Source organism: Agriterribacter humi (assembly GCF_009192765.1).
GTDB classification, from domain to species: domain Bacteria; phylum Bacteroidota; class Bacteroidia; order Chitinophagales; family Chitinophagaceae; genus Agriterribacter; species Agriterribacter humi.
On record NZ_VOHQ01000001.1, the window covers coordinates 717,742 to 738,409 of the forward strand.

15 protein-coding genes are annotated in these 20,668 nt (G+C 44.1%); 14 read left to right on the plus strand and 1 reads right to left on the minus strand.

Going from position 1 to position 20,668, the window contains the following annotated elements; genetic code table 11:
- The first annotated feature begins 5 nt into the window (after window positions 1-5).
- The 7 genes from FRX45_RS02730 (at window position 6) to FRX45_RS02760 (ending at window position 10,058) form a co-directional block, all read left to right on the plus strand.
- Window positions 6-1,772: a RagB/SusD family nutrient uptake outer membrane protein gene (locus FRX45_RS02730; protein ID WP_152266844.1), complete on the plus strand. Its 1,767-nt coding sequence runs from the start codon at window positions 6-8 to the stop codon at window positions 1,770-1,772.
- 16 nt (window positions 1,773-1,788) lie between these two features.
- The gene (locus FRX45_RS02735; RefSeq protein WP_226804893.1) at window positions 1,789-2,622 is read left to right on the plus strand and encodes an endonuclease/exonuclease/phosphatase family protein; all 834 of its coding nucleotides are present in this window, start codon (window positions 1,789-1,791) and stop codon (window positions 2,620-2,622) included.
- A gap of 680 nt (window positions 2,623-3,302) precedes the next feature.
- Window positions 3,303-5,924, plus strand: coding sequence for a GH116 family glycosyl hydrolase (locus FRX45_RS02740; protein WP_152266845.1), 2,622 nt, complete (start codon window positions 3,303-3,305; stop codon window positions 5,922-5,924).
- A 78-nt stretch (window positions 5,925-6,002) separates the two neighbouring features.
- A complete protein-coding gene (locus FRX45_RS02745) occupies window positions 6,003-7,169 on the plus strand; it encodes a glycoside hydrolase family 172 protein (RefSeq protein WP_152266846.1) in 1,167 nt (388 codons plus the stop codon).
- 91 nt (window positions 7,170-7,260) lie between these two features.
- Window positions 7,261-8,358 (plus strand): Gfo/Idh/MocA family protein, encoded by a 1,098-nt coding sequence (locus FRX45_RS02750; RefSeq protein ID WP_152266847.1) that lies wholly within the window; start codon window positions 7,261-7,263, stop codon window positions 8,356-8,358.
- 12 nt (window positions 8,359-8,370) lie between these two features.
- The gene (locus tag FRX45_RS02755) at window positions 8,371-9,132 is read left to right on the plus strand and encodes a 3-keto-disaccharide hydrolase (RefSeq protein ID WP_226804895.1); all 762 of its coding nucleotides are present in this window, start codon (window positions 8,371-8,373) and stop codon (window positions 9,130-9,132) included.
- A 488-nt stretch (window positions 9,133-9,620) separates the two neighbouring features.
- Entirely contained in the window at window positions 9,621-10,058 is a 438-nt protein-coding gene (locus FRX45_RS02760) for a DUF5004 domain-containing protein (protein ID WP_152266848.1), read from the plus strand.
- A gap of 55 nt (window positions 10,059-10,113) precedes the next feature.
- Here the strand turns inward: FRX45_RS02760 and FRX45_RS02765 are convergent, their stop codons facing one another.
- Window positions 10,114-11,142, minus strand: coding sequence for a LacI family DNA-binding transcriptional regulator (locus tag FRX45_RS02765; RefSeq protein WP_152266849.1), 1,029 nt, complete (start codon window positions 11,140-11,142; stop codon window positions 10,114-10,116).
- A 130-nt stretch (window positions 11,143-11,272) separates the two neighbouring features.
- On the opposite strand from FRX45_RS02765, the gene iolB reads away from it, so the two are divergent.
- The 7 genes from iolB (at window position 11,273) to iolD (ending at window position 20,665) form a co-directional block, all read left to right on the plus strand.
- The gene (gene iolB / locus FRX45_RS02770) at window positions 11,273-12,148 is read left to right on the plus strand and encodes a 5-deoxy-glucuronate isomerase (RefSeq protein WP_152266850.1); all 876 of its coding nucleotides are present in this window, start codon (window positions 11,273-11,275) and stop codon (window positions 12,146-12,148) included.
- 10 nt (window positions 12,149-12,158) lie between these two features.
- A complete protein-coding gene (gene iolC, locus FRX45_RS02775) occupies window positions 12,159-13,175 on the plus strand; it encodes a 5-dehydro-2-deoxygluconokinase (RefSeq protein ID WP_152266851.1) in 1,017 nt (338 codons plus the stop codon).
- 183 nt (window positions 13,176-13,358) lie between these two features.
- Window positions 13,359-14,825: a CoA-acylating methylmalonate-semialdehyde dehydrogenase gene (locus FRX45_RS02780; RefSeq protein WP_152266852.1), complete on the plus strand. Its 1,467-nt coding sequence runs from the start codon at window positions 13,359-13,361 to the stop codon at window positions 14,823-14,825.
- Window positions 14,826-14,997: 172 nt separating this feature from the next.
- Complete coding sequence (gene iolG / locus FRX45_RS02785; protein WP_152266853.1) at window positions 14,998-16,017, plus strand: inositol 2-dehydrogenase; 1,020 nt, start codon at window positions 14,998-15,000, stop codon at window positions 16,015-16,017.
- Between the two features lie 114 nt (window positions 16,018-16,131).
- The gene (locus tag FRX45_RS02790; RefSeq protein WP_152266854.1) at window positions 16,132-17,742 is read left to right on the plus strand and encodes a sodium/sugar symporter; all 1,611 of its coding nucleotides are present in this window, start codon (window positions 16,132-16,134) and stop codon (window positions 17,740-17,742) included.
- Window positions 17,743-17,819: 77 nt separating this feature from the next.
- A complete protein-coding gene (locus tag FRX45_RS02795) occupies window positions 17,820-18,770 on the plus strand; it encodes a class II fructose-bisphosphate aldolase (protein ID WP_152266855.1) in 951 nt (316 codons plus the stop codon).
- A gap of 32 nt (window positions 18,771-18,802) precedes the next feature.
- Window positions 18,803-20,665, plus strand: coding sequence for a 3D-(3,5/4)-trihydroxycyclohexane-1,2-dione acylhydrolase (decyclizing) (gene iolD, locus FRX45_RS02800; protein ID WP_152266856.1), 1,863 nt, complete (start codon window positions 18,803-18,805; stop codon window positions 20,663-20,665).
- Window positions 20,666-20,668 lie beyond the last annotated feature (3 nt).

The following is a 20,668-nucleotide window of genomic DNA, read 5'->3' on the forward strand; positions in this document are numbered from 1 at the left end:
ATTACATGAAAAAAATAATTTTTATAATGTCACTTATATCAGGAATGCTTGTTTCCTGCAATAAAGATTTTTTACAAAGGGAACCCCTTTCCCAGCTATCGCCCAACAGCAGCTTTAGCAGCGAAAACCAGTTAAAACTTTATACCAACTCTTTTTATAATGATATATTTCCCACAGCCGTTAGCTTGTACGATGAAACCGTGGATAACATTATTACAAGCACCCTTACAGATGAATTAAAGGGTACCAGGAATATTCCGGTAAATGGCGGTGGCTGGAGTTGGGGAGATTTAAGAAACATCAACTTCTTTCTGCAGAATTATCAGAAAGGCAATTTAGCAGATAATATAACAGCCCCGTACGTGGGACTGGCAAAGTTTTTTAGAGCCTATTTTTATTTTGATAAGGTAGTCCGGTTTGGAGACTCACCCTGGTTTTCAACAGCAATAGAAGCTGATGACTCTACACTGCTTCAAAAACCACGCGATTCAAGAATGCTTGTTATGGACTCTGTGATCGCCGACCTGGATTACGCCATCGCTAACCTGCCAACTGGTAAATCAACCGACCAGGTAACCAAATGGACAGCGTTGGCATATAAATCAAGAGTATGTCTTTTTGAAGGCACCTGGAGAAAATACCATGCTAATGATGCATTTGGAAAAGACAGCTATGGCACTGCGCTTACCGGCGCAACAGAGCTGCTGCAGCAAAGCGCCGATGCGGCAGATGAATTGATAACCAGCGGGAATTACAGCATTTACAATAGCTCACCCGATAAAGCATACCAGGACTTATTTACTTCCCCAACTCCCATTTCAAGTGAAATTATTTTGGCCAGAACATTCAGTACTGATCTTCAGGTCGTTCATAATGTAAACTATTATACGGTATCACCATCTTATGGAAAACCAGGATTGGAAAAAAAACTGGTGAATAGCTACCTTATGAAAGATGGCTCAAGGTTTACTGATTTGCCCGGCTATAATGCCATCCAATTTTTTGAGGAAGTACAAAACCGCGATCCACGCCTTTCTTCAACCATTCGTACGCCTGGCTATACCCGGATGGGCCGCAGCGTGCCACTGGCGCCCGACCTGGGTGCTACGGTAACAGGATATCAACCTATAAAATTTGTATCAGATCCTTCCAGTGATAAGATCAACGGTTCCTTTGTCCCCCTGCCTATTTTTCGTTATGCGGAAGTGCTGTTGAATTATGCAGAAGCAAAAGCGGAGTTAGGTACAATAACGCAGGATGATATTGACAGATCTATTAAGCTGTTGCGCGATCGGGTAGCAATGCCCAATCTTGATATAGTTGCGGCAAATGCAAATCCTGACCCTTATCTTGCTGCACAATACGCACAGGTAAGCGGCGACAATAAAGGCGTGATACTGGAAATAAGAAGAGAAAGAAGAATAGAATTGGTGATGGAGGGTTTTAGATGGAATGATTTGATGCGTTGGAAAGAAGGCCACTTGCTGGCGGAACAATATTACGGAGAATATTTTCCCGGGGCCGGTTCGTACGACCTTGACGGAGATTCAGATACAGACGTGGTGCTTTATACAGATACCAAGCCACCTACCCAACCGGGTGTTCAATATCTTAAACTGGGTAGTGACATTTCTTTAAAGAATGGTTCGGGAGAAGTGATTATTAACGGGAACATAGTAAAAGTATTCGATGAAGCAAAAGATTACCTGTTTCCGCTTCCCACCCAGGAAATGTTATTAAACCCGGAGCTTAGTCAAAACCCAGGCTGGTAAAAAATAAAAAATGGAAATGAGATCAATCATAATATATGCATGTTGGGTGGTAATATTACTGCCCAACATTTCAGCTTGTCGTAATAGTAAAATCGCCGCTTCCGCAACAGGCGATCCCTCCGGTGTGATCCGCGTGATGAGTTATAATATTCATCATGCTAACCCGCCCTCTAAAGCAAAAGACAGTACGATTGATATGCAGGCGATTGCGGATGTTATTATTAAAGCAAATCCCGACCTGGTAGCGCTCCAGGAAGTAGATAACCGCACCACGCGTTCGGGCGTAAATTTAAACCAGGCACAGGAATTGGGAAGGTTAACAGGTATGCATTATTATTTTTCACGTTCCATGGATTACAGGGGCGGGCAGTATGGCAATGCGGTATTATCACGTTTTCCTATTTTGGATACCATGCATTTTGAACTACTGCCGCAAAACGGCTTTAGCGGAGAAGTGAGATCAGTAGGCATAATAAAAGTAAAACTGCCCGGTAAGAAGGATATCCATTTTGCATCCACGCATCTTGATGCAACAAAAGATGAGACCAATCGGTTATGGCAGGCAAAAAAAATTATTGAGGTAGTTGAATCCCTTCAGCTACCCTTTATTATTGCGGGAGATTTTAATGCACGTCCGGATAGTAAAACCATCGCCTTACTTGATCAATACTTTACCAGGAGCTGTATTACGGATTGTCCGCTCACTATTCCGGTGGTTAACCCCAGAAGCACTATTGATTATATCATGTACAGACCCGCCGGAAGCTTTGAAACCTTGAATGTACAAACCATTAATGAAACCTATGCATCGGATCATTTACCTGTTATAGCAGAATTTAAGATTAAATGATGGAATGAAGTAATTATGCTTCATTCATTACAATGCTTTCTCAAACAATTTATGCAATATTTTTAAGTCATAGAATGTTTTCCATGTATTGCTACCGGCAGCTTGTCCCCAACCCTTATTCCTCTCCGTTTTTGAAACTTCAAGTCCTTTGGAGTCGCTCAAAACTTTTCACCTTTTGTTATAGACCTTGTATCCTTTCAGGATAGGAATAAAAGGACATTCCGAAAGCGGTCTGATCTTCCTGCATTGGGTGTTCGCCACTTTATGTATAAGGTTTTGTATTGACCCTGTAAGGGTCTAAACGTTTATAACTACACGATAAAAAGCATAGTTTACAAGCAGTTGAAAAAGAACCAACAACATGATGTACCGTTGGCAGCCTGCGGCCGTGGGGAACGAACCATCTGTATTGCCTCTCCGCAATTTATGGTTTGCTCGCAGCGACAGATTCTTCTCCCACTTTAAGCGGGAAATCCCGGCCCGCCTTCTTTATTGCATTGAAAGACGAAGCGCCTGTTATGATTTATATTTTATGCAATACCTTTAAGCTATAAAATATTACCTGTTACTATAGACCGGCGAAGTGCCCTGAGCACCGAACCACCTCCTAACCTCGAAATACATTCTGAACTCTGCTTATCATTTCTGAAAGATCCAAGGCCAACCTCAATTATTGCATTATGAAAGAAAATAAAAACCGCCGTCTATTTCTTAAAAACGTTACACTAAGCGGTTTGGGTGCCTCCATACTCCCGGGCATTGCCATTGGCAAAACAGTTATACAGCAAAAAATTCCTGTTGCTGCTACCGATCCAGAAGAAGGAGATCATGCTTTTAATCAGTCCTACTCCGGCACCAATCTCCGCCGCATTGCCTTTCCCATAGGCGGCATAGGCGCCGGTATGTTTTGCATCGAAGGATCGGGGGCTATATCTCACCTGTCGGTACGCCATCGGCCACAGCTATTTAATGAGCCTACTATGTTTGCCGCCCTGTATGTAAAAGGAAAAACGGCCAGGATCATAGAGGGACCTGTACCCGAATGGAAAATATTCGGACGTCCGAATACAGGCAATGGCGCACCTATGACCACCTACGGTTTACCCCGCCTGGATGAAGCTACATTTTTGCCCCGCTTTCCTTTCAGCACCATACAATTTAAAAGCGATGATATCCCTTTGCAGGTTGAACTAACGGGCTGGAGTCCTTTTATACCAGGCGATGCGGACAATTCAAGTTTACCCGCAGGCGCATTGGAATACCAGTTTATCAATCATTCAACGCAAACAACAGAAGCGGTTTTTTCCTACAACTCCCGGAACTTCATGCTTACGGAGGATCAAAAAGGTGCTATCAAACAAATACAGAACGGCTTTATACTTTCTCAGAATGGCTCTGCCGGAAAGCCACAACTGCAGGGCGATTTTGCCATTTATACAGACGATAATAACACAGTAACAGATCATTGCTGGTTCCGTGGCGGATGGTGGGATCCCTTAACGATGATATGGAACACCATTAAAAACGGTGAAATAAAAAGCACCCCGCCGGTAGAAGCTGATGCCCCGGGAGCATCATTGTTTGTACCGTTTACATTACAGCCCGGTGAAAAGAAAACGATCAGGGTTATGATGGCATGGTATGTACCACTTTCGGATACGCATATAGGTGATGTAAATAAAGACAAGGCACAAAATTGTGCAGCTCCGGATTGTTGCAATACTTCTGCAGAACTGGGTGTAAGCGCTAATAATGATCAAACCGTGTACCGTCCCTGGTATAGCAGCCGTTTTAAAAACATACACGAAGTAGCGGCTTACTGGAAAGATGAATACAATGACTTATACAAAAAGACATCGCTTTTCACCAAAGCATTCTTCAACAGTACGCTTCCTCCTGAAGCAATGGAAGCCATAGCTGCCAATCTTACTATTCTTAAAACCCCAACGGTTATGCGCCAGTACGATGGCAGGCTGTGGAATTTTGAAGGTTGTGGTGATGAAGGCGGATGTTGCCACGGCTCCTGCACGCATGTATGGAATTACGCCCAGGCTATTGCCCATCTCTTTCCTTCGCTGGAACGCACGTTGCGTCATACAGAGTTTTGCGAGAGCCAGAATGCAGAAGGCCACCAGAATTTCCGTTCCAATATACCCATCAGTCCTGCTACTCACCAATTTTATGCTGCAGCCGACGGGCAACTGGGTGGCATTATGAAAATATACCGTGAATGGCGGATCTATGGAAACAATGAATGGCTGAAAAAAATGTTTCCGCTCGTTAAATCAAGCATGGATTATTGCATCCGCACCTGGGATCCGCGACAAAAGGGCATTGTGGAAGAGCCACACCACAACACCTATGATATTGAATTCTGGGGACCGGATGGCATGTGCACCAGTTTTTATCTCGGAGCGCTGGAAGCATTCATCAAAATGGGCAAACACCTCAAACAGAATATTACCGCTTATCAAAAACTGTTTGAAAAAGGAAAGCAATTCATGGAGAATGAATTGTACAACGGCGAATATTTTATACAAAAGATCCGGTATAAGGGGTTGAATGCACCCGACCCCGTTAAAGCATCAAAAGAAACCTTTGGCGGGGAATACTCAGCCGAAGCCATTGCGCTCCTGGAAAAGGAAGGACCGAAATACCAGTACGGGACGGGCTGTCTTTCCGATGGCATACTGGGTGGGTGGATTGCGCGAATGTGCGGACTGGATAATCCTGTGGATGCAGAAAAGATAAGAAATCATTTGCTCGCCGTTCATCAATACAACCTTAAAAAAGACCTGAGTGAACATGCCAATCCGCAACGTCCTTCCTATGCCGTAGGCAATGAGGGTGGATTGCTACTATGCAGTTGGCCGAAGGGCGGAAAACTATCACTTCCTTTTGTATACAGTGATGAAGTATGGACGGGTATAGAATACCAGGTGGCGTCGCACCTTATGCTGATGGGACAGGTAAAAGAAGGGCTCGACATTGTACGCACCTGCCGACAGCGGTATGATGGTCAAATCCGAAATCCCTTTAACGAATACGAATGCGGAAGCTGGTATGGACGAGCGCTATCCAGTTATGGTTTATTGCAGGGGCTCACTGGTGTACGCTTTGATGCAGTTGACCGTACATTATATATTGATTCAAAAATCGGCGATTTTACTTCCTTCCTTTCCACAGAAACGGGTTTTGGAAATGTATCGCTGAAAAATGGAACGCCTTCCATAAAAGTACTGCATGGCACCATTCCTGCTGAAAAAATAATGGTCTCGGGAAAACTGGCAAAAACTGCATAAATGATATACGAAAGGAATGCGTCTTTTAGGCTGTAATGCCCGCAAAAAAATTATTTTAAAACTTCAATCTGATCTGTCATGAAAAAACTGCTTTATTGTTTGTCTGTCTTTCTTTTTGCTGCCATTATCAGCCCTGCTCAAAACAATAAATTCGATGGGCTGAATATGAATATGGGCAACCTCTTTCGCCTGTCGGATGCGAAAACGCGTTCCATAAGTCCGGAAAACCTTACAGGCCAAAAAGGAAAGGGCGGCATGGCCAATCCCTCTGATAAAGACAAGCGCAACACCGCCAACGCACATAATGCTGCCCGCGATCTTGGACAGGGCTGGAAGGTAAATCCATACATCATCATCAATGCGGGCGAAACCATTACCATTGCCGAAATGGAGGGCCCCGGTGCTATACAACATATCTGGATGACACCCACCGGTGTATGGCGCAATTCTATTCTGCGCATTTACTGGGACGATGAAAAAGAAGCATCTGTTGAATGTCCTGCGGGAGACTTCTTTGGCATGGGCTGGGGTGAGTATGCGCCGTTAAGGTCGCTTGCCGTATGCGTAAACCCGGGCAGCGCATTTAATTGCTACTGGGCAATGCCTTTCCGGAAGAAATGCAAAATTACCATGGAGAATATCAATACAGAAAATATGGTATTGTATTACCAGGTAGATTATACGCTTACCGAAGTACCTGAAGACGCAGGTTATTTTCATGCACAGTTTCGCCGTGCCAACACCAACAACACATCCGATTACACTATTGTGGATGGCATTAAAGGAAAAGGACAATATGTTGGCGTATATATGGCCTGGGGAGTGAATAATAATGGATGGTGGGGCGAAGGCGAAATAAAATTTTTTATGGATGGCGATACTAAATTCCCTACCATATGCGGCACAGGCACGGAAGATTATTTTTGCGGTTCCTATAATTTTGAGAACAAGGTTAAGCACGAATATGAAGCATTTACCACGCCTTACTCCGGTTTATCGCAGGTAATAAAACCCAATGGGCTATATAAGTCGCAACAGCGCTTTGGTTTGTACCGCTGGCATATAATGGATCCTGTACGTTTTGAAAAGGATCTGAAAGTAACCATACAGGACCTGGGCTGGCGCAGTGGCGGACGCTATTTGCCACAACACTCCGATATTGCTTCGGTAGCATTCTGGTACCAGCGCGAACCACATGCACATTTTCCGGCACTTCCTTCAAAAAATGAACTGGAAGTGAATTAGCTAAGAGCTACCAGCCATGAGCTGAGGTATTTTGCTAATGGCTGACTTCTTTACTGACAATTGACAACTCACATCTCACTAAAAAAAATTCATGAAAACTGTACGTTATCTTTTCTGCTGGATATGTCTGCTTGCATCGGCATACCTTAATGCTCAGCCTGTTCGTGTAGCCGTTGCCGGCATCTCGCATGGTCATTCCGGCTGGATACTGGGACGAAAGCCGCAAAGCGATATTACGCTTGTGGGCGTTTATGAGCCCAATAAACAATTGCTGCAACAATCTGCAAAGAAATTCGGACTGGACAATAACATGCTGTTTAATGACCTGGGTAAAATGTTAGATGCGGTAAAACCTGAAGCGGTAGTTGCTTTCGGCTCTATTTATGATCATCTTGCTGTAGTGCAGGCCTGTGCGCCAAGAGGCATCCATGTGATGGTGGAAAAACCATTGGCGGTGAGCGTGGAGCATGCCTTGCAAATGGATTCACTTGCCCGTAAGTATAATATTCACCTCCTCACCAATTATGAAACCTCGTGGTATCCTGCTACGGCAAAAGCATACCAGTTGGTAAACGACAGCAATTATACAGGCGGTTTAAAAAAAGCAGTGTTTCATCACGGGCATGAGGGTCCGAAGGAAATTGGCGTAAGCAGGGAATTTTTAGATTGGCTTACCGATCCCATACAAAACGGGGGCGGCGCTATTATAGATTTTGGATGCTATGGCGCCAACCTGATGACATGGCTCATGAAAGGACAACAACCCTTATCGGTAACCGCTGTTACCCGGCAGTTTAAACCCGATGTATATCCTAAGGTAGATGACGAAGCAACCATCATCGTAACATATCCCACAGCACAGGCTATCATTCAGGCTTCATGGAACTGGCCTTTTGGCCGGAAAGACATGGAACTGTATGGCAATACAGGATATGTAATTACAGCAAACAACAGTGATATCCGCATCAAACAAAAGAATGACAAAGTGGAACAAAGCCGCAAATACACAGCAAAAGATATCCCTGTATATGAAAATCCGTTTACTTACCTGTCAGATGTAGTGAGAAAGAAAATTACGGTAACAGACGACGGACTCTACGCGCTACCCAATAATGTTACTGTGGTGCGTATACTGGAAGCTGCCCGAACCTCTGCTCAAACAGGAAAAACGGTATTTTTGAACAACTAAAATATATAATCAATGAAAAGTAAAATGTACCGGCTGGTATTCATAGGCATCACTGCAACAGTAATCGCCTGCGGAGGAAATGCCGGCAGCGAAAATGATAGTTCTGCAGCGGTTAGCCCTGATACAGCTGCCACAACCAGTCAAACAAAAACATCAGGAGAGTGGGTAAGCCTCTTCGATGGCAGAACACTGGGCGGCTGGCATGGCTATAATAAAACTGGCGAAGTAAAGAACTGGACCGTGCAGGACAGTGCATTGGTTTGCCTGGGCGCAGCAAAAGATGCGCATGGCGGTGACCTGGTTACTGATAAAACATATGGGAATTTTGAGCTTACCTGGGATTGGAAAGTAGACAAAGGCAGCAACAGCGGCGTAATGTACCATGTAATAGAAGATGCCAAATACAAAGCGCCTTATGAAACGGGGCCCGAATACCAGGTAATTGACGATATTGGCTTTCCGGAAAAGCTGGAAGACTGGCAGAAAGCGGGTGCTGATTATGCCATGACACCTGCCAATGATAAAAAACAATTAAAACCAGTTGGGCAATGGAACAGCAGCAGCATCCTTTACAATAACGGGCATGTGGAACATTGGCTGAATGGAGAGAAAGTTGTGGAATTTGAAGCGGGCAGTGATGACTGGAATAAAAAAAGAACGGAAGGAAAATGGAAAGATTACCCTGACTATGCAAAAGCAAAAACAGGAAAGATCGCTTTACAGGATCATGGTAATAAAGCGTATTACAGGAATATTAAAATAAGGGAATTATAATCGCATTAACGCATATAAAGAAAACCTGCTATTTGTTTTTTTGCACAAGCAGGCGATGGATTCATTTTTCAAAATTAAAAAAGGCTGTATCAAAAGTTTGATACGGCCTTTAAAGGATTAGGGATGTTTTCTCATGTTATTTTATACTGGTCGGCATTTACTTCATAATACCGGTAGAAATAACTATGCTTTTCAATCACCGTTATTCACTACCGTAAGGGAGTGACATTCTGCATTACTGAATACTTTTGCCATTTACCTACAGCCGTATCACTGTTTTTCCATACGCAGATCAGCGTTTATATTCAGCAGCAAAACTAAAATACTAACCCTTCTAAGAAAATGATAAAGATCAGGCTGCAGCACAATTAATATCAGGTTATAGGAAATTGACTTTTCTTTAAAACCCCTTAACCATTATTATTTTACAGCATTTTGAACAATAAAAAACACGCTTTACGGGTTTATTTCAGCATAAAAACAATCCTATGATGAATCAGTTAAAACCAGTTTCTCTTATCTTATTTGCTGCTCTATTTTTTACTGCCTGTAAGAAAGAGAAAACCTCCACGGAAATTACAAAAGAAAATATTTCCGGAACCTATGTACTTAAGGCCGCTACAGCCACGACAGCTTTGACCGGGTCACAAACGCTTAACTTGTATGACATGATGCTGCCTTGTGAAAAAGACGACCAGGTTACATTAAAAACAGATTTTACAGTGCTATATACCGATGCAGGAACAAAATGCGAGGAACCGGGTGATGACACCGGCACATGGAACTTAGCGGGAAACATAATAACCCTTGATGGCGAGACTGCAACTATTGAAAAATTTGACGGCACTACGCTCGTCATTACTTCAGAAGGCGTCGAAAATGGAATCTCATTTAAATATACTTCTACTTTTACCAAACAACGCTAAAACAAAATGAATACCACAATGCTTAACCGCTTTGCGGTATTCATTTATAACATCTTCAAATTCCCCGGGAAGAATCTCTCACGATCAGTTCCGAAGGCAAAACAATATGTACCGGCACATCTTTTTTAGTTGTGGCGTCTAAGTAATTCAAAAAAATCCTGGCGGCTTCTTCTCCAATCTGTCTTCCGGGCCTGCCTACCGAGGTAAGCGAAGGCGAAATATAGGCTGAGATAGGAGAGTTATCAAAACCTACAACGGCAATATCTTCCGGAACCCTCCAGCCTTTTTCTCTTATTACTTTCATAGCCCCTATTGCTACCTGGTCGTTTACGCCAAAAATAGCGTCTGGCCGATGATCCAGTTCAAGCAATTGAGCGGTGGGTTCCAATGCGCTTTCTACTTTAAAATTGGTATTGATGATCAGTCTTTCCTCCACAGGTAATCCATGTTTTGTAAGGCATTCGGTATATCCCCTGAACCGCTGTTCGGTAACAGCCATTCCATTGGGACCTTTCAAATGAGCAATACGCTTGCGCCCGGTACTGATCAGGTGTTCCACCGCCGCAAAAGCACCATGATAATCATCTATGGTTACACTTCCTGCAGAAAATCCTTCATAGTCGCGGTCAATAAAAATCAATGGTAAATTTCTTTTACCCACGTTTTCCAGGTGCTCATAATGCCCCGAATCATAGGTCTCCTGCGAAACAGAAAGGAAAATACCTTCCACCCGGTTCGACAATAGTTTTGTTACATACTCCGATTCCAGCAGGTATCGCTCATTGGTTACACATATATTCAGCGTATAACCCAATGGATGCAACACTGCATCAATACCTTCAATAATGGCCGATTCATAATAATTATTGATGGTAGGAACGATAACACCAATGCTTGCTGTTTTGGTATTGAGCAGGTTTAATGAAACCTGGTTACGCTGGTAACCTACTTTTTGTGCATACTCCTGCAGGTTGCGTCTTGTATCCTCATTAATAGAAGGATGATTGTTCAGCGCTCTCGACACTGTTGAAGGCGAGCACCTGAATTTTCTGGCAATGTCTTTTATAGTAACGGGCTTATTCATATTTTAGTTGACCTAATCACAGCCCAAGTTCCGTTTTTTTCTTAACTCAAAAAATTTCAAACGTTTGCGAACCACTTAAACCGTTTAAATAGAATTATAATGGTAAGTTTACCGGAGTAAAAAATTACTGATGCCACATCAAAATTTGCTTGTCAGGCCCGATCCGGGAAACCGGAGGTATCATCATTTCACTGCACAGGATGCAGGCTGGAACTACCTTAACTTTGAAACAAGGCTCTTAGATAACAATGAGACATTCTCAGAAGACACAGGCGACTATGAATATTGCATTGTTTTACTGGGCGGTAATTTTAAAGTAAGTTCCAATAAAGGCGAATGGGAAACCCGTAATGGCAGAAAAAACGTATTCAGTGGCATTGCCCATACCTTATACCTCTCCCGCAACACCAATTTTACGCTTACCGCGCAAACCGCTAATACGGATATAGCTATATGCCGGGTAGCTACCAATGAAGATCATCCTCCTTATTTAAAGCGGCCCGAAGAGGCAACGATTGAGTTCAGGGGAGGCGATAATGCCAACCGTCAAATCAATAGTTTGCTTCAACCGGGGTTCAACTGTCATAAAATTGTATGCGTGGAGGTTTATACACCATCAGGCAACTGGAGTTCTTACCCTGCGCATAAACACGATGAGCGCAAGGTAGATTCCAATGGCAACCTGTTGGAAGCGGAACTGGAAGAGATTTATTTTTATAAAATAGATAAGCCAAACGGCTTTGCCATTCAGCAGGTATATACAGATGACCGCTCATTAGATGAGGTAATAAAGGTGCACAATAACGAAGCGGTGCTGGTGCCAAAGGGTTATCATCCGGTTGTTGCAGGGCATGGATATAATGTATATTATCTAAACTTTCTTGCGGGCAGCGATCAGTCTTTAGCAAATACCCCCGACCCCCAGCAGGAATGGATTTTTGGCACATGGAAGGGACAGGACCCACGGCTTCCGATGGTAACAGCGGAAATGAACAATACCATTTGAGATTATAATTATGAATGCGACAAAAAAATACGATCTGCTTACTATTGGAAGGTCTTCTATTGATCTGTATTCCGCTAATGTGGGCAGGCCCTTCACTGATATTTCGGCATTTAATGCATTTGTGGGTGGATGCCCAACCAATATAGCGGTAGGGGCAACAAGACTTGGATTAAAAACCGCCCTGCTTACCGGCATTGGTAACGACCAGGTAGGAGCTTTCATTAAACACTTTTTACAAAAAGAAAATGTAATCACGGATTTTATACCCACGATAGAGGGTACCCGAAGTTCGGCTGTTATACTTGGCATTGAACCCCCGGATAAATTTCCACTGGTATATTACCGCGACAACTGCGCAGATATACATTTGGATATTGAGCATATGGACAAAATTCCTTTCAGCGATTTTAAAGCGGCCATTTTTTCAGGAACGGCTTTAAGCAAGGATCCCAGCCGTACCGCTATGTTTTATGCCCTGGAACTGGCAAAGAAAAATGCTGTTATAAAACTATTGGACCTTGATTTCAGGGCCGACCAATGGCACGACCCACGTGCTTTTGGTATAGTTATCCGCACGATCTTACCACAGTTTAATATAGTAATAGGTACTGAAGAAGAAATACTGGCTGCCTATCTTACCGATATCAGCCAGGTATCCATCAAACACCAGCAAATATCTGCTCCTGAAATCAAAGGCAATATTAACAAAGCCATACAAAATATCATAGATACCGGCGTTGATACCCTTATCGTGAAAAGAGGAAAAGACGGCGCTTCCGTATTTGAAAAAGGAAAAGCAGAAGTGAAGGTTCCCGGCTTTCCGGTAGAAGTATTGAATGTGCTTGGCGCGGGAGATGCCTTTGCAGGAGGATTTTCATATGGTTACCTGAGTGGATGGGATCTGTATAAAAGTGTGCGCATAGGCAATGCCTGCGGCGCCATTATTGTTACGCGGGAAGGTTGCGCTAACTTTATGCCAACGCTGGAAGAGGTTATGCAATTTACAGATGAACGGGGTGGGCTGTGAAAATGCTGTGGTCGGTACGCGATGAAGAAGCGTCAGACCGCGGGGGATTGTTGCAGGGTGCAGGTTACAAGTTGCAGGTTTCAGGGGGAAAAAGCATTCCGAAGTAAGTGAAAGGGTAACAGGGTTCAATGCCGCTGATAGCTGATTGCCGATAGCTGATAGCTAAAAAAACATAAAATCAATATGGAAAAATTAAGAAATTATATCAACGGACAATGGGTAAGCAGCAGTGCAACCACGTATGTGAATGTAGTAAATCCTGCCAGCCAGGAGGTGCTTGCCCAGGTTCCTTCGGGTACTCCCGCCGATGTGGATGCGGCAGTTCAGTCATCTGAAAATGCTTTTGCCACATGGAAACGTTTGCCGGCAGGAAAGCGCATCCAGTACCTTTTTCATTTAAAAAGATTACTGGAAGAAAATATTGATGAGCTTTCCAAAACCATTACGCTGGAATCGGGAAAAACATATGCCGAATCTAAAGCAGAATGGGTTCGCGCTATTGAAAATGTAGAAAATGCATGCGGCATACCCGCATTGATGCAGGGCGATTTTTCGGAAGATATTTCTTTGGGCATTGATGAATATATGATCCGCCAGCCTCTTGGTGTTTGTGCCTGCATTTCGCCCTTCAATTTCCCCGGCATGATACCTTTCTGGTTTCTGCCTTATGCCATCGCCTGCGGAAATACGTTCATCATCAAACCTTCTGAAAAAGTGCCGCTTACCATGACGAAAGTAATGGAACTGGTAGCGAAATTAGATTTACCGGCCGGAGTAATCAATATGATACATGGCGGCAAATCCGTTGTAGACGGCATGCTCGAACATCCTGGTATTAAGGCGGTGAGTTTTGTGGGTTCGTCTGCTATAGCCCGTTATGTATATGCCAAAGGCGCCGCTAACGGCAAGCGCGTACAGGCGCAGGGTGGTGCAAAAAATCCGGTGATCATTTTATCCGATGCCGATTTAGACATGACTACGCAAATTGTGGTAGACAGCGTATATGGCTGTGCAGGGCAACGTTGCCTGGCTGCATCAACGATTATAACGGTTGGAGAACATGCCAATTTTACCGAAAGCCTGGTAGAACTGAGCCGCAAACGCAGTACCGGATTTGGACTGGACGAAAGCGTACAAATGGGGCCGGTAATTACGGCCGATAGCAAAACGCGTGTGAACAGTCTTATAGAAAAAGGCATACAGGAAGGAGGCAGATTATTATTAGATGGCCGAGATGCTAAAATTTCCGGCTACGAAAAAGGTAATTTTATACAGCCCACTATTATAGAAGATATCCCTCTTCATGGTGAAATAGCGGGCACCGAAATATTTGGGCCGGTAATGAGCTTAGTGCATATCAATACTATTGAAGAAGCCATTGCTTATGTAAACGGAAATAAATATGGCAATATGGCCTGCATATTTACCAGCAGCGGGTTGCACGCCCGCAGATTCAGAAATGAAGCAGACGCAGGTAATATAGGTATTAATATAGGCGTTGCGGCGCCGGTAGCGCAGTTTCCCTTCAGTGGATGGAAAGAAAGTTTTTTTGGCGACCTGCACGGGCAGGGTAAACATGCCATTGAATTTTTTACACAAACCAAAGTGGTGATCGAAAGATGGCTGAAGGAATGGACCAGGAAGTTTTAGTGGGAAGTCGTAAGTGGTAAGGCATCAATGTCTCCGTTGCGTACTTTGCTTCCTTTGTGCCCTTTCCCCCCGTCCAAGTGGTGTCATCCCCGCCTGAATGGATCAGTCGGGCAGGCGGGTGTGAAATAGCAAAAAGGCATCAAATTTCAAATGTTAAATCTCAAATTATAACATGTCAAAAAAATTAAAAACCGGCGTAATCGGGCTCGGACGTATCGGGCAGATACATCTTTCCAACCTGCTGTACAATACACAAAATGCGGAAGTGATCATTGCATCTGATGTTTCCCCCGGTGCGCATGAATATGCCAAACGCCTGGGCGTACCACAGGTAACTACCCGCGCAGAAGAAGTGATTGATCATCCGGATGTGGAGGCGGTTATTATTTGTGCTCCTACACCGCAGCACGTGCCTTATACTATCGCTGCCGCACAGGCGAAAAAACATGTATTTTGCGAGAAGCCATTGGATGTTACGCTTCCGGCTATTCTTTCTGCCCAACAAGCGGTAAAGGAAAACGGCGTAAAACTCATGCTGGGCTTTAACCGCAGGTTCGATCCGAATTTTGCCAGGATTGGGTCACTCGTAAAGAATGACGCCATTGGTGAACCACATATTTTGCGGATCACCAGCCGCGACCCGGCACCTCCGCCATTGGAATATGTAAAAATTTCGGGCGGTCTTTTTCTTGATATGACCATCCACGATTTTGATATGGCCCGTTTTATTACGGGCAGTGAAGTAAAAGAAGTATTTGTAAAGGGAGATGCACTGATAGATCCCCGTATTAAACAGTATGATGATATAGATACAGCCGTAATCGTACTTACATTTGAGAACGGCGCTATTGGTGTAATTGATAACAGCCGTAAAACGGTGTACGGATACGATCAAAGGCTCGAGATATTTGGTTCAAAAGGAATGGCAAAAGCAGAAAATAATACGCCGGATAATGTAATGCAATACGGAAATGAAGGCGGGCAAACTGCATTACCACTCTACTTTTTCCTGGAACGTTATGAAAAAGCTTACCGCACCTGCATGCAGTCGTTTATAGATTGTGTGCTAAACGATACAGCTTCGCCTGTAGATGCGCACGATGGGCTTATGGCAACCGCCATAGGACTTGCCGCAGGTTTGTCTTTAAAAGAAAACAGGGCTGTGAGGATGGATGAAATAATAAAAATATAATGATAATGTGTGAAGTGAAAGATGAAAGAACTCGCCATTTACCATTCACAACTCACAACTCACTATTCACAATTCACCACTGACTACTCACCACTCACTTAATAATCCCTAACGATGAACCAAACTGGCTTGCACACATTAGATTACCTGGTTTTTTTTCTGTACCTCGCCATCATTGGTGGTTACGGATATTGGATATATAAAAAGAAAACCAACAAATCCAATACCGCTTCGGGGTTTTTCCTTGCTGAAGGTTCGCTTACCTACTGGGCTATTGGCGCATCACTGATCGCTTCCAATATTTCGGCCGAACATTTCATAGGTATGTCGGGCTCCGGTTTTGCTATTGGTTTGGCCATTTCATCGTACGAGTGGATGGCAGCGGCTGCATTGATCGTAGTTGCCGTTTTCTTTTTGCCCGTATATCTTAAGAACAAGATATATACTATGCCCCAGTTTTTGCGGCAGCGCTATAACCCTGTTGTAGCCACTACAATGGCGGTATTCTGGTTATTATTGTACATATTCGTTAACCTCACTTCCATCATTTACCTCGGCGCACTGGCCTTAGAAGTAACCGCCGGCATCAATTTTAATGTAGCAGTTGTGGCTTTAGCGCTTTTCGCCATTTTAATTACCATTGGCGGCATGAAGGTGATCGGGTATACGGATGTAGTGCAGGTAATAGTGCTTATTATTGGCGGACTGATCACTACTTATTTAGCGCTTGACCTGGTGGCAAAAGAATTTGGCAAACCGGATATACTGAGTGCTTTCGGAACATTAAAAACACAGGCCGATACGCATTTCCACATGATACTGAAACAGGATAATCCGTACTACAAGGATTTACCGGGTTTAACTGTTATCATTGGCGCTATGTGGATCAACAACCTGAACTACTGGGGCTGCAATCAATATATTATACAACGCACACTGGGCGCCGACTTAGAAACAGCGAGAAAAGGAATTTTGTTCGCTGCTTTTTTAAAACTGCTCGTTCCATTGATCGTTGTTATACCAGGGATAGCCGCTTTTGTACTGCATCAAAATGGCATGTTCCAGCAGGAAATGGTTGATGCCGCAGGAACGGTAAAACCAGACCATGCTTATCCCGTATTGCTGAACTTATTGCCCATGGGTTTAAAAGGAGTAGCCTTTGCTGCACTAACCGCCGCCATCGTAGCATCACTTGCAGGCAAGGCCAATAGCATCTCCACCATTTTTACTTTAGACATTTATAAACTATACATCAAACCTGGCGCTTCCGAAAAACACCTGATCCGTGTGGGCCGTCTCGCCGTTTGGGTGTCCATGCTCATCGCGGTTTTGATTGCCCCACAGCTAAAAGTGCTGGAACAGGCATACCAGTTCATACAGGAATATTCAAGCTTTATTACCCCGGGTGTATTTGCAATATTCTTTTTCGGTATGTTCTGGAAAAGGGCTACCTCCGCTGCGGCATTAACTACCGCCTTGCTAACCATACCGCTATCCACCGCATTCAAATTCTGGTTACCGGAAATACCCTTCTTAAACAGGATGGGTATCGCTTTCCTGATCTTATCGGCGGTAATGGTCATTATTAGCCTCACTTCAAAAACCAAAAACAACCAGGGACAGATTGAGATAGAAATGCCTTCGTTTAACCTGAGCCGTTCGTTTATTGTTGGCGCTACTATCATATGCGGTATCCTGGCAGCTTTGTATACGGCGTTCTGGTAAACAAATTTGAAAGTTTATAGTTTAGGGTTTATAGTTAGGTAACCACAAACTATAAACCATAAATCACAAATAAAACAATGTTACTAACTACAAAAGAAATATTCAGCAAATGTTACGGGCAATATGCTGTGCCGGCGGTGAATGTCTTTTTTATGGAAGAGATACATGGATTGTTTGCCGCGGCTCAGGAAGCCAAAGCGCCTTTTATTGTGCAAACCACACCTTTTGCCCGCGACTATGCGAATGCACACATGCTACTGGCAATGATACAGGCGGCAGCGAAAATATATCCGCAAACCGTATATGCTGTCCATCTTGATCATGGATATGAAGCGCATATATGGGATGCTATTGAAAGCGGAGGTTATACTTCTGTAATGATTGACGCTTCGCACGATGATCTGGAAAAGAATATTGGCCGCACTAAAGCCGTTGTAGAAAAAGCCCACGCCAAAAATATAAGTGTGGAAGCGGAACTGGGTGTGCTGGCGGGCGTGGAAGATGATCTGACGGTGGAGGCAGCCCATTCTTTTTATACCAATCCAAAAGATGTAGAAACTTTTGTAAACCAAACCGGCTGCGATAGTTTGGCCATCGCTGTAGGTACCAGTCATGGCGCTTATAAATTTTCCGGCGGACAGGGCTTACAATTGCAAATACTCAAAGAAATTCAACAACGCCTTTCTGGTTTTCCTTTGGTATTACATGGCGGATCCAATGTAAATGAGGAAGTAGTGCGAAGGATAAACGCTGCCGGTGGCAAATTAAAAACAGATGCTAAAGGTGTGCAGGAAGATGAGCTGAAAAAAGCGATAGCGCTCGGTATCTGTAAAGTAAATATTGCTACCGATACCCGATTGTTATGGACAATGGTAAACCGCGAATTTTTCCGCGACCGCCCGGATGAATTTGCACCCACAACACCTGGCAAAATATTTATGGAAACGTATAAAGCGTTTATGCTGAAGAAGTTTGAATTGATGGAAGCGGTGGGAAAGAGTTTAGAGTTTGTGATTTGTGATTTATAGTTTAAAATCATTAAGAGATAAAAATTTCGATCATGAAAAAAAGATTAACCGTTGCGCAGGCAACCATCGCATTTTTAAAAAACCAGTACACAGAGCGCGATGGCGTTGAACAGCCTTTTTTTGCAGGGTGTTTCGGCATATTCGGGCATGGTAACGTGGCCGGGTTGGGGCAGGCCTTACAGGAAAACCCCGACTTCAGGTATTACCAGTGCCGCAACGAGCAATCCATGGTACATACTGCTGTTGCCTATGCGAAAGTAAAGAACAGGCTAAGCGCTTTTGCCTGTACTACGTCCATTGGCCCGGGCGCTACCAATATGTTAACCGGCGCTGCACTGGCAACCATCAACCGCATCCCTGTATTATTATTACCGGGAGATATTTTTGCCACCCGCGAACCTGCTCCTGTATTGCAGCAATTAGAAAGCGCTGTTACGCAGGATATATCGGTGAACGATTGTTTTAAACCGGTTTCCAAATACTGGGACAGGATCAACCGCCCCGAACAATTGATCTATGCATTGCCTGAAGTGATGCGGGTGCTTACTTCTCCATCCGAAACAGGAGCCGTTACCCTTTCCATGCCACAGGATGTACAAACACATGCCTATGATTTTCCCGCTTCGCTTTTTGAAAAAAGAGTGTGGCATATCCCCCGCTCCAGGCCGGACAGCAGCCTGTTGAAAAAAGCAGCGGAGTGGATCAGCAAGTCCAAAAATCCTGTTATCGTTGCAGGCGGAGGAACCATATACAGCGGGGCAAGTGATGTGCTGCACCAGTTTGCCACACAAACTGGTATACCGGTGGGTGAAACATTTGCAGGCAAAGGTTCGGTAATGTATGATGCGCCGTATTGTGTTGGCGGCCTGGGCGCTACTGGCACTAAATACGCCATTGAAATTGCCAATGAAGCAGATGTAGTAATAGGCATTGGCACGCGTTACAGTGATTTCACCACGGCTTCCAAATCCATTTTTAAAAGCCCTGATGTTAAATTCATCAACATCAATGTAAGTGAATTTGACGCCCATAAACACAATGCCCTCCCGCTAACCGGCGATGCAAAAGTTACACTGGAAGAATTGCTTTCTTCACTTGGGAATTACAAGGCAGATGATACCTACCGGAAAAGGATATCCGAAATGAGTAAAGCATGGGATGATGAAGTAACGCAGATTTACGCGGAAGGTAACGGAACCGTTCCTCCTATTGACCAGGCGGTAGTGATTGGTACGCTCAACAGCTTTATGAACAGGGAAGATATTATGATCAATGCTTCGGGCAGTGCACCCGGCGACCTGCATAAATTATGGAGAGCAACAAGCCCTAAAAGTTTCCACCTCGAATATGGATACTCCACCATGGGTTATGAAATTGCGGCCGGACTTGGGGCAAAGATGGCGGCGCCTGAACGCGAAGTATATGTTATTTGCGGTGATGGCGGCTACCTGATGAACAACCACGAGATCATTACATCCATACAGGAAGGCGTACGCTTTACCATTTTACTGCTGAACAATAACGGGTATGCCAGTATCGGCGGATTGTCGGAAAGTATAGGCAGCGAAAGATTCGGAACCAAATACAGGTACAGGGAGGATCAGTCGGGGCAGCTAAGCGGTGAAATATTACCCGTGGACCTTGCTAAAAATGCGGAAAGTCTGGGCGCTGTGGTAATAAAGGCTACGGATGCAGCTTCACTGAAAGCCGCGTTAGCATCGGCAACCCAACAGCAACGCACAACCGTAATTTATATTGAAACGCATTTGCACCGTACCGTAAAAGGATACAATGCCTGGTGGGAAGTACCGGTTGCTGAAGTATCCACATCGCCTTCGGTACAAAAGGCCTATGAAACCTATAAAGAAAACAAAAAACAACAACGCATATTCTGATCA

Excerpts from the sequence above, each read along its gene's own strand:
- FRX45_RS02730 (WP_152266844.1), top strand. The coding sequence starts at position 6 with ATGAAAAAAATAATTTTTATAATGTCACTTATATCAGGAATGCTTGTT.
- FRX45_RS02735 (WP_226804893.1), top strand. The coding sequence starts at position 1,789 with ATGAGATCAATCATAATATATGCATGTTGGGTGGTAATATTACTGCCC.
- FRX45_RS02740 (WP_152266845.1), top strand. The coding sequence starts at position 3,303 with ATGAAAGAAAATAAAAACCGCCGTCTATTTCTTAAAAACGTTACACTA.
- FRX45_RS02745 (WP_152266846.1), top strand. The coding sequence starts at position 6,003 with ATGAAAAAACTGCTTTATTGTTTGTCTGTCTTTCTTTTTGCTGCCATT.
- FRX45_RS02750 (WP_152266847.1), top strand. The coding sequence starts at position 7,261 with ATGAAAACTGTACGTTATCTTTTCTGCTGGATATGTCTGCTTGCATCG.
- FRX45_RS02755 (WP_226804895.1), top strand. The coding sequence starts at position 8,371 with ATGAAAAGTAAAATGTACCGGCTGGTATTCATAGGCATCACTGCAACA.
- FRX45_RS02760 (WP_152266848.1), top strand. The coding sequence starts at position 9,621 with ATGATGAATCAGTTAAAACCAGTTTCTCTTATCTTATTTGCTGCTCTA.
- FRX45_RS02765 (WP_152266849.1), bottom strand. The coding sequence starts at position 11,142 with ATGAATAAGCCCGTTACTATAAAAGACATTGCCAGAAAATTCAGGTGC.
- iolB (WP_152266850.1), top strand. The coding sequence starts at position 11,273 with ATGCCACATCAAAATTTGCTTGTCAGGCCCGATCCGGGAAACCGGAGG.
- iolC (WP_152266851.1), top strand. The coding sequence starts at position 12,159 with ATGAATGCGACAAAAAAATACGATCTGCTTACTATTGGAAGGTCTTCT.
- FRX45_RS02780 (WP_152266852.1), top strand. The coding sequence starts at position 13,359 with ATGGAAAAATTAAGAAATTATATCAACGGACAATGGGTAAGCAGCAGT.
- iolG (WP_152266853.1), top strand. The coding sequence starts at position 14,998 with ATGTCAAAAAAATTAAAAACCGGCGTAATCGGGCTCGGACGTATCGGG.
- FRX45_RS02790 (WP_152266854.1), top strand. The coding sequence starts at position 16,132 with ATGAACCAAACTGGCTTGCACACATTAGATTACCTGGTTTTTTTTCTG.
- FRX45_RS02795 (WP_152266855.1), top strand. The coding sequence starts at position 17,820 with ATGTTACTAACTACAAAAGAAATATTCAGCAAATGTTACGGGCAATAT.
- iolD (WP_152266856.1), top strand. The coding sequence starts at position 18,803 with ATGAAAAAAAGATTAACCGTTGCGCAGGCAACCATCGCATTTTTAAAA.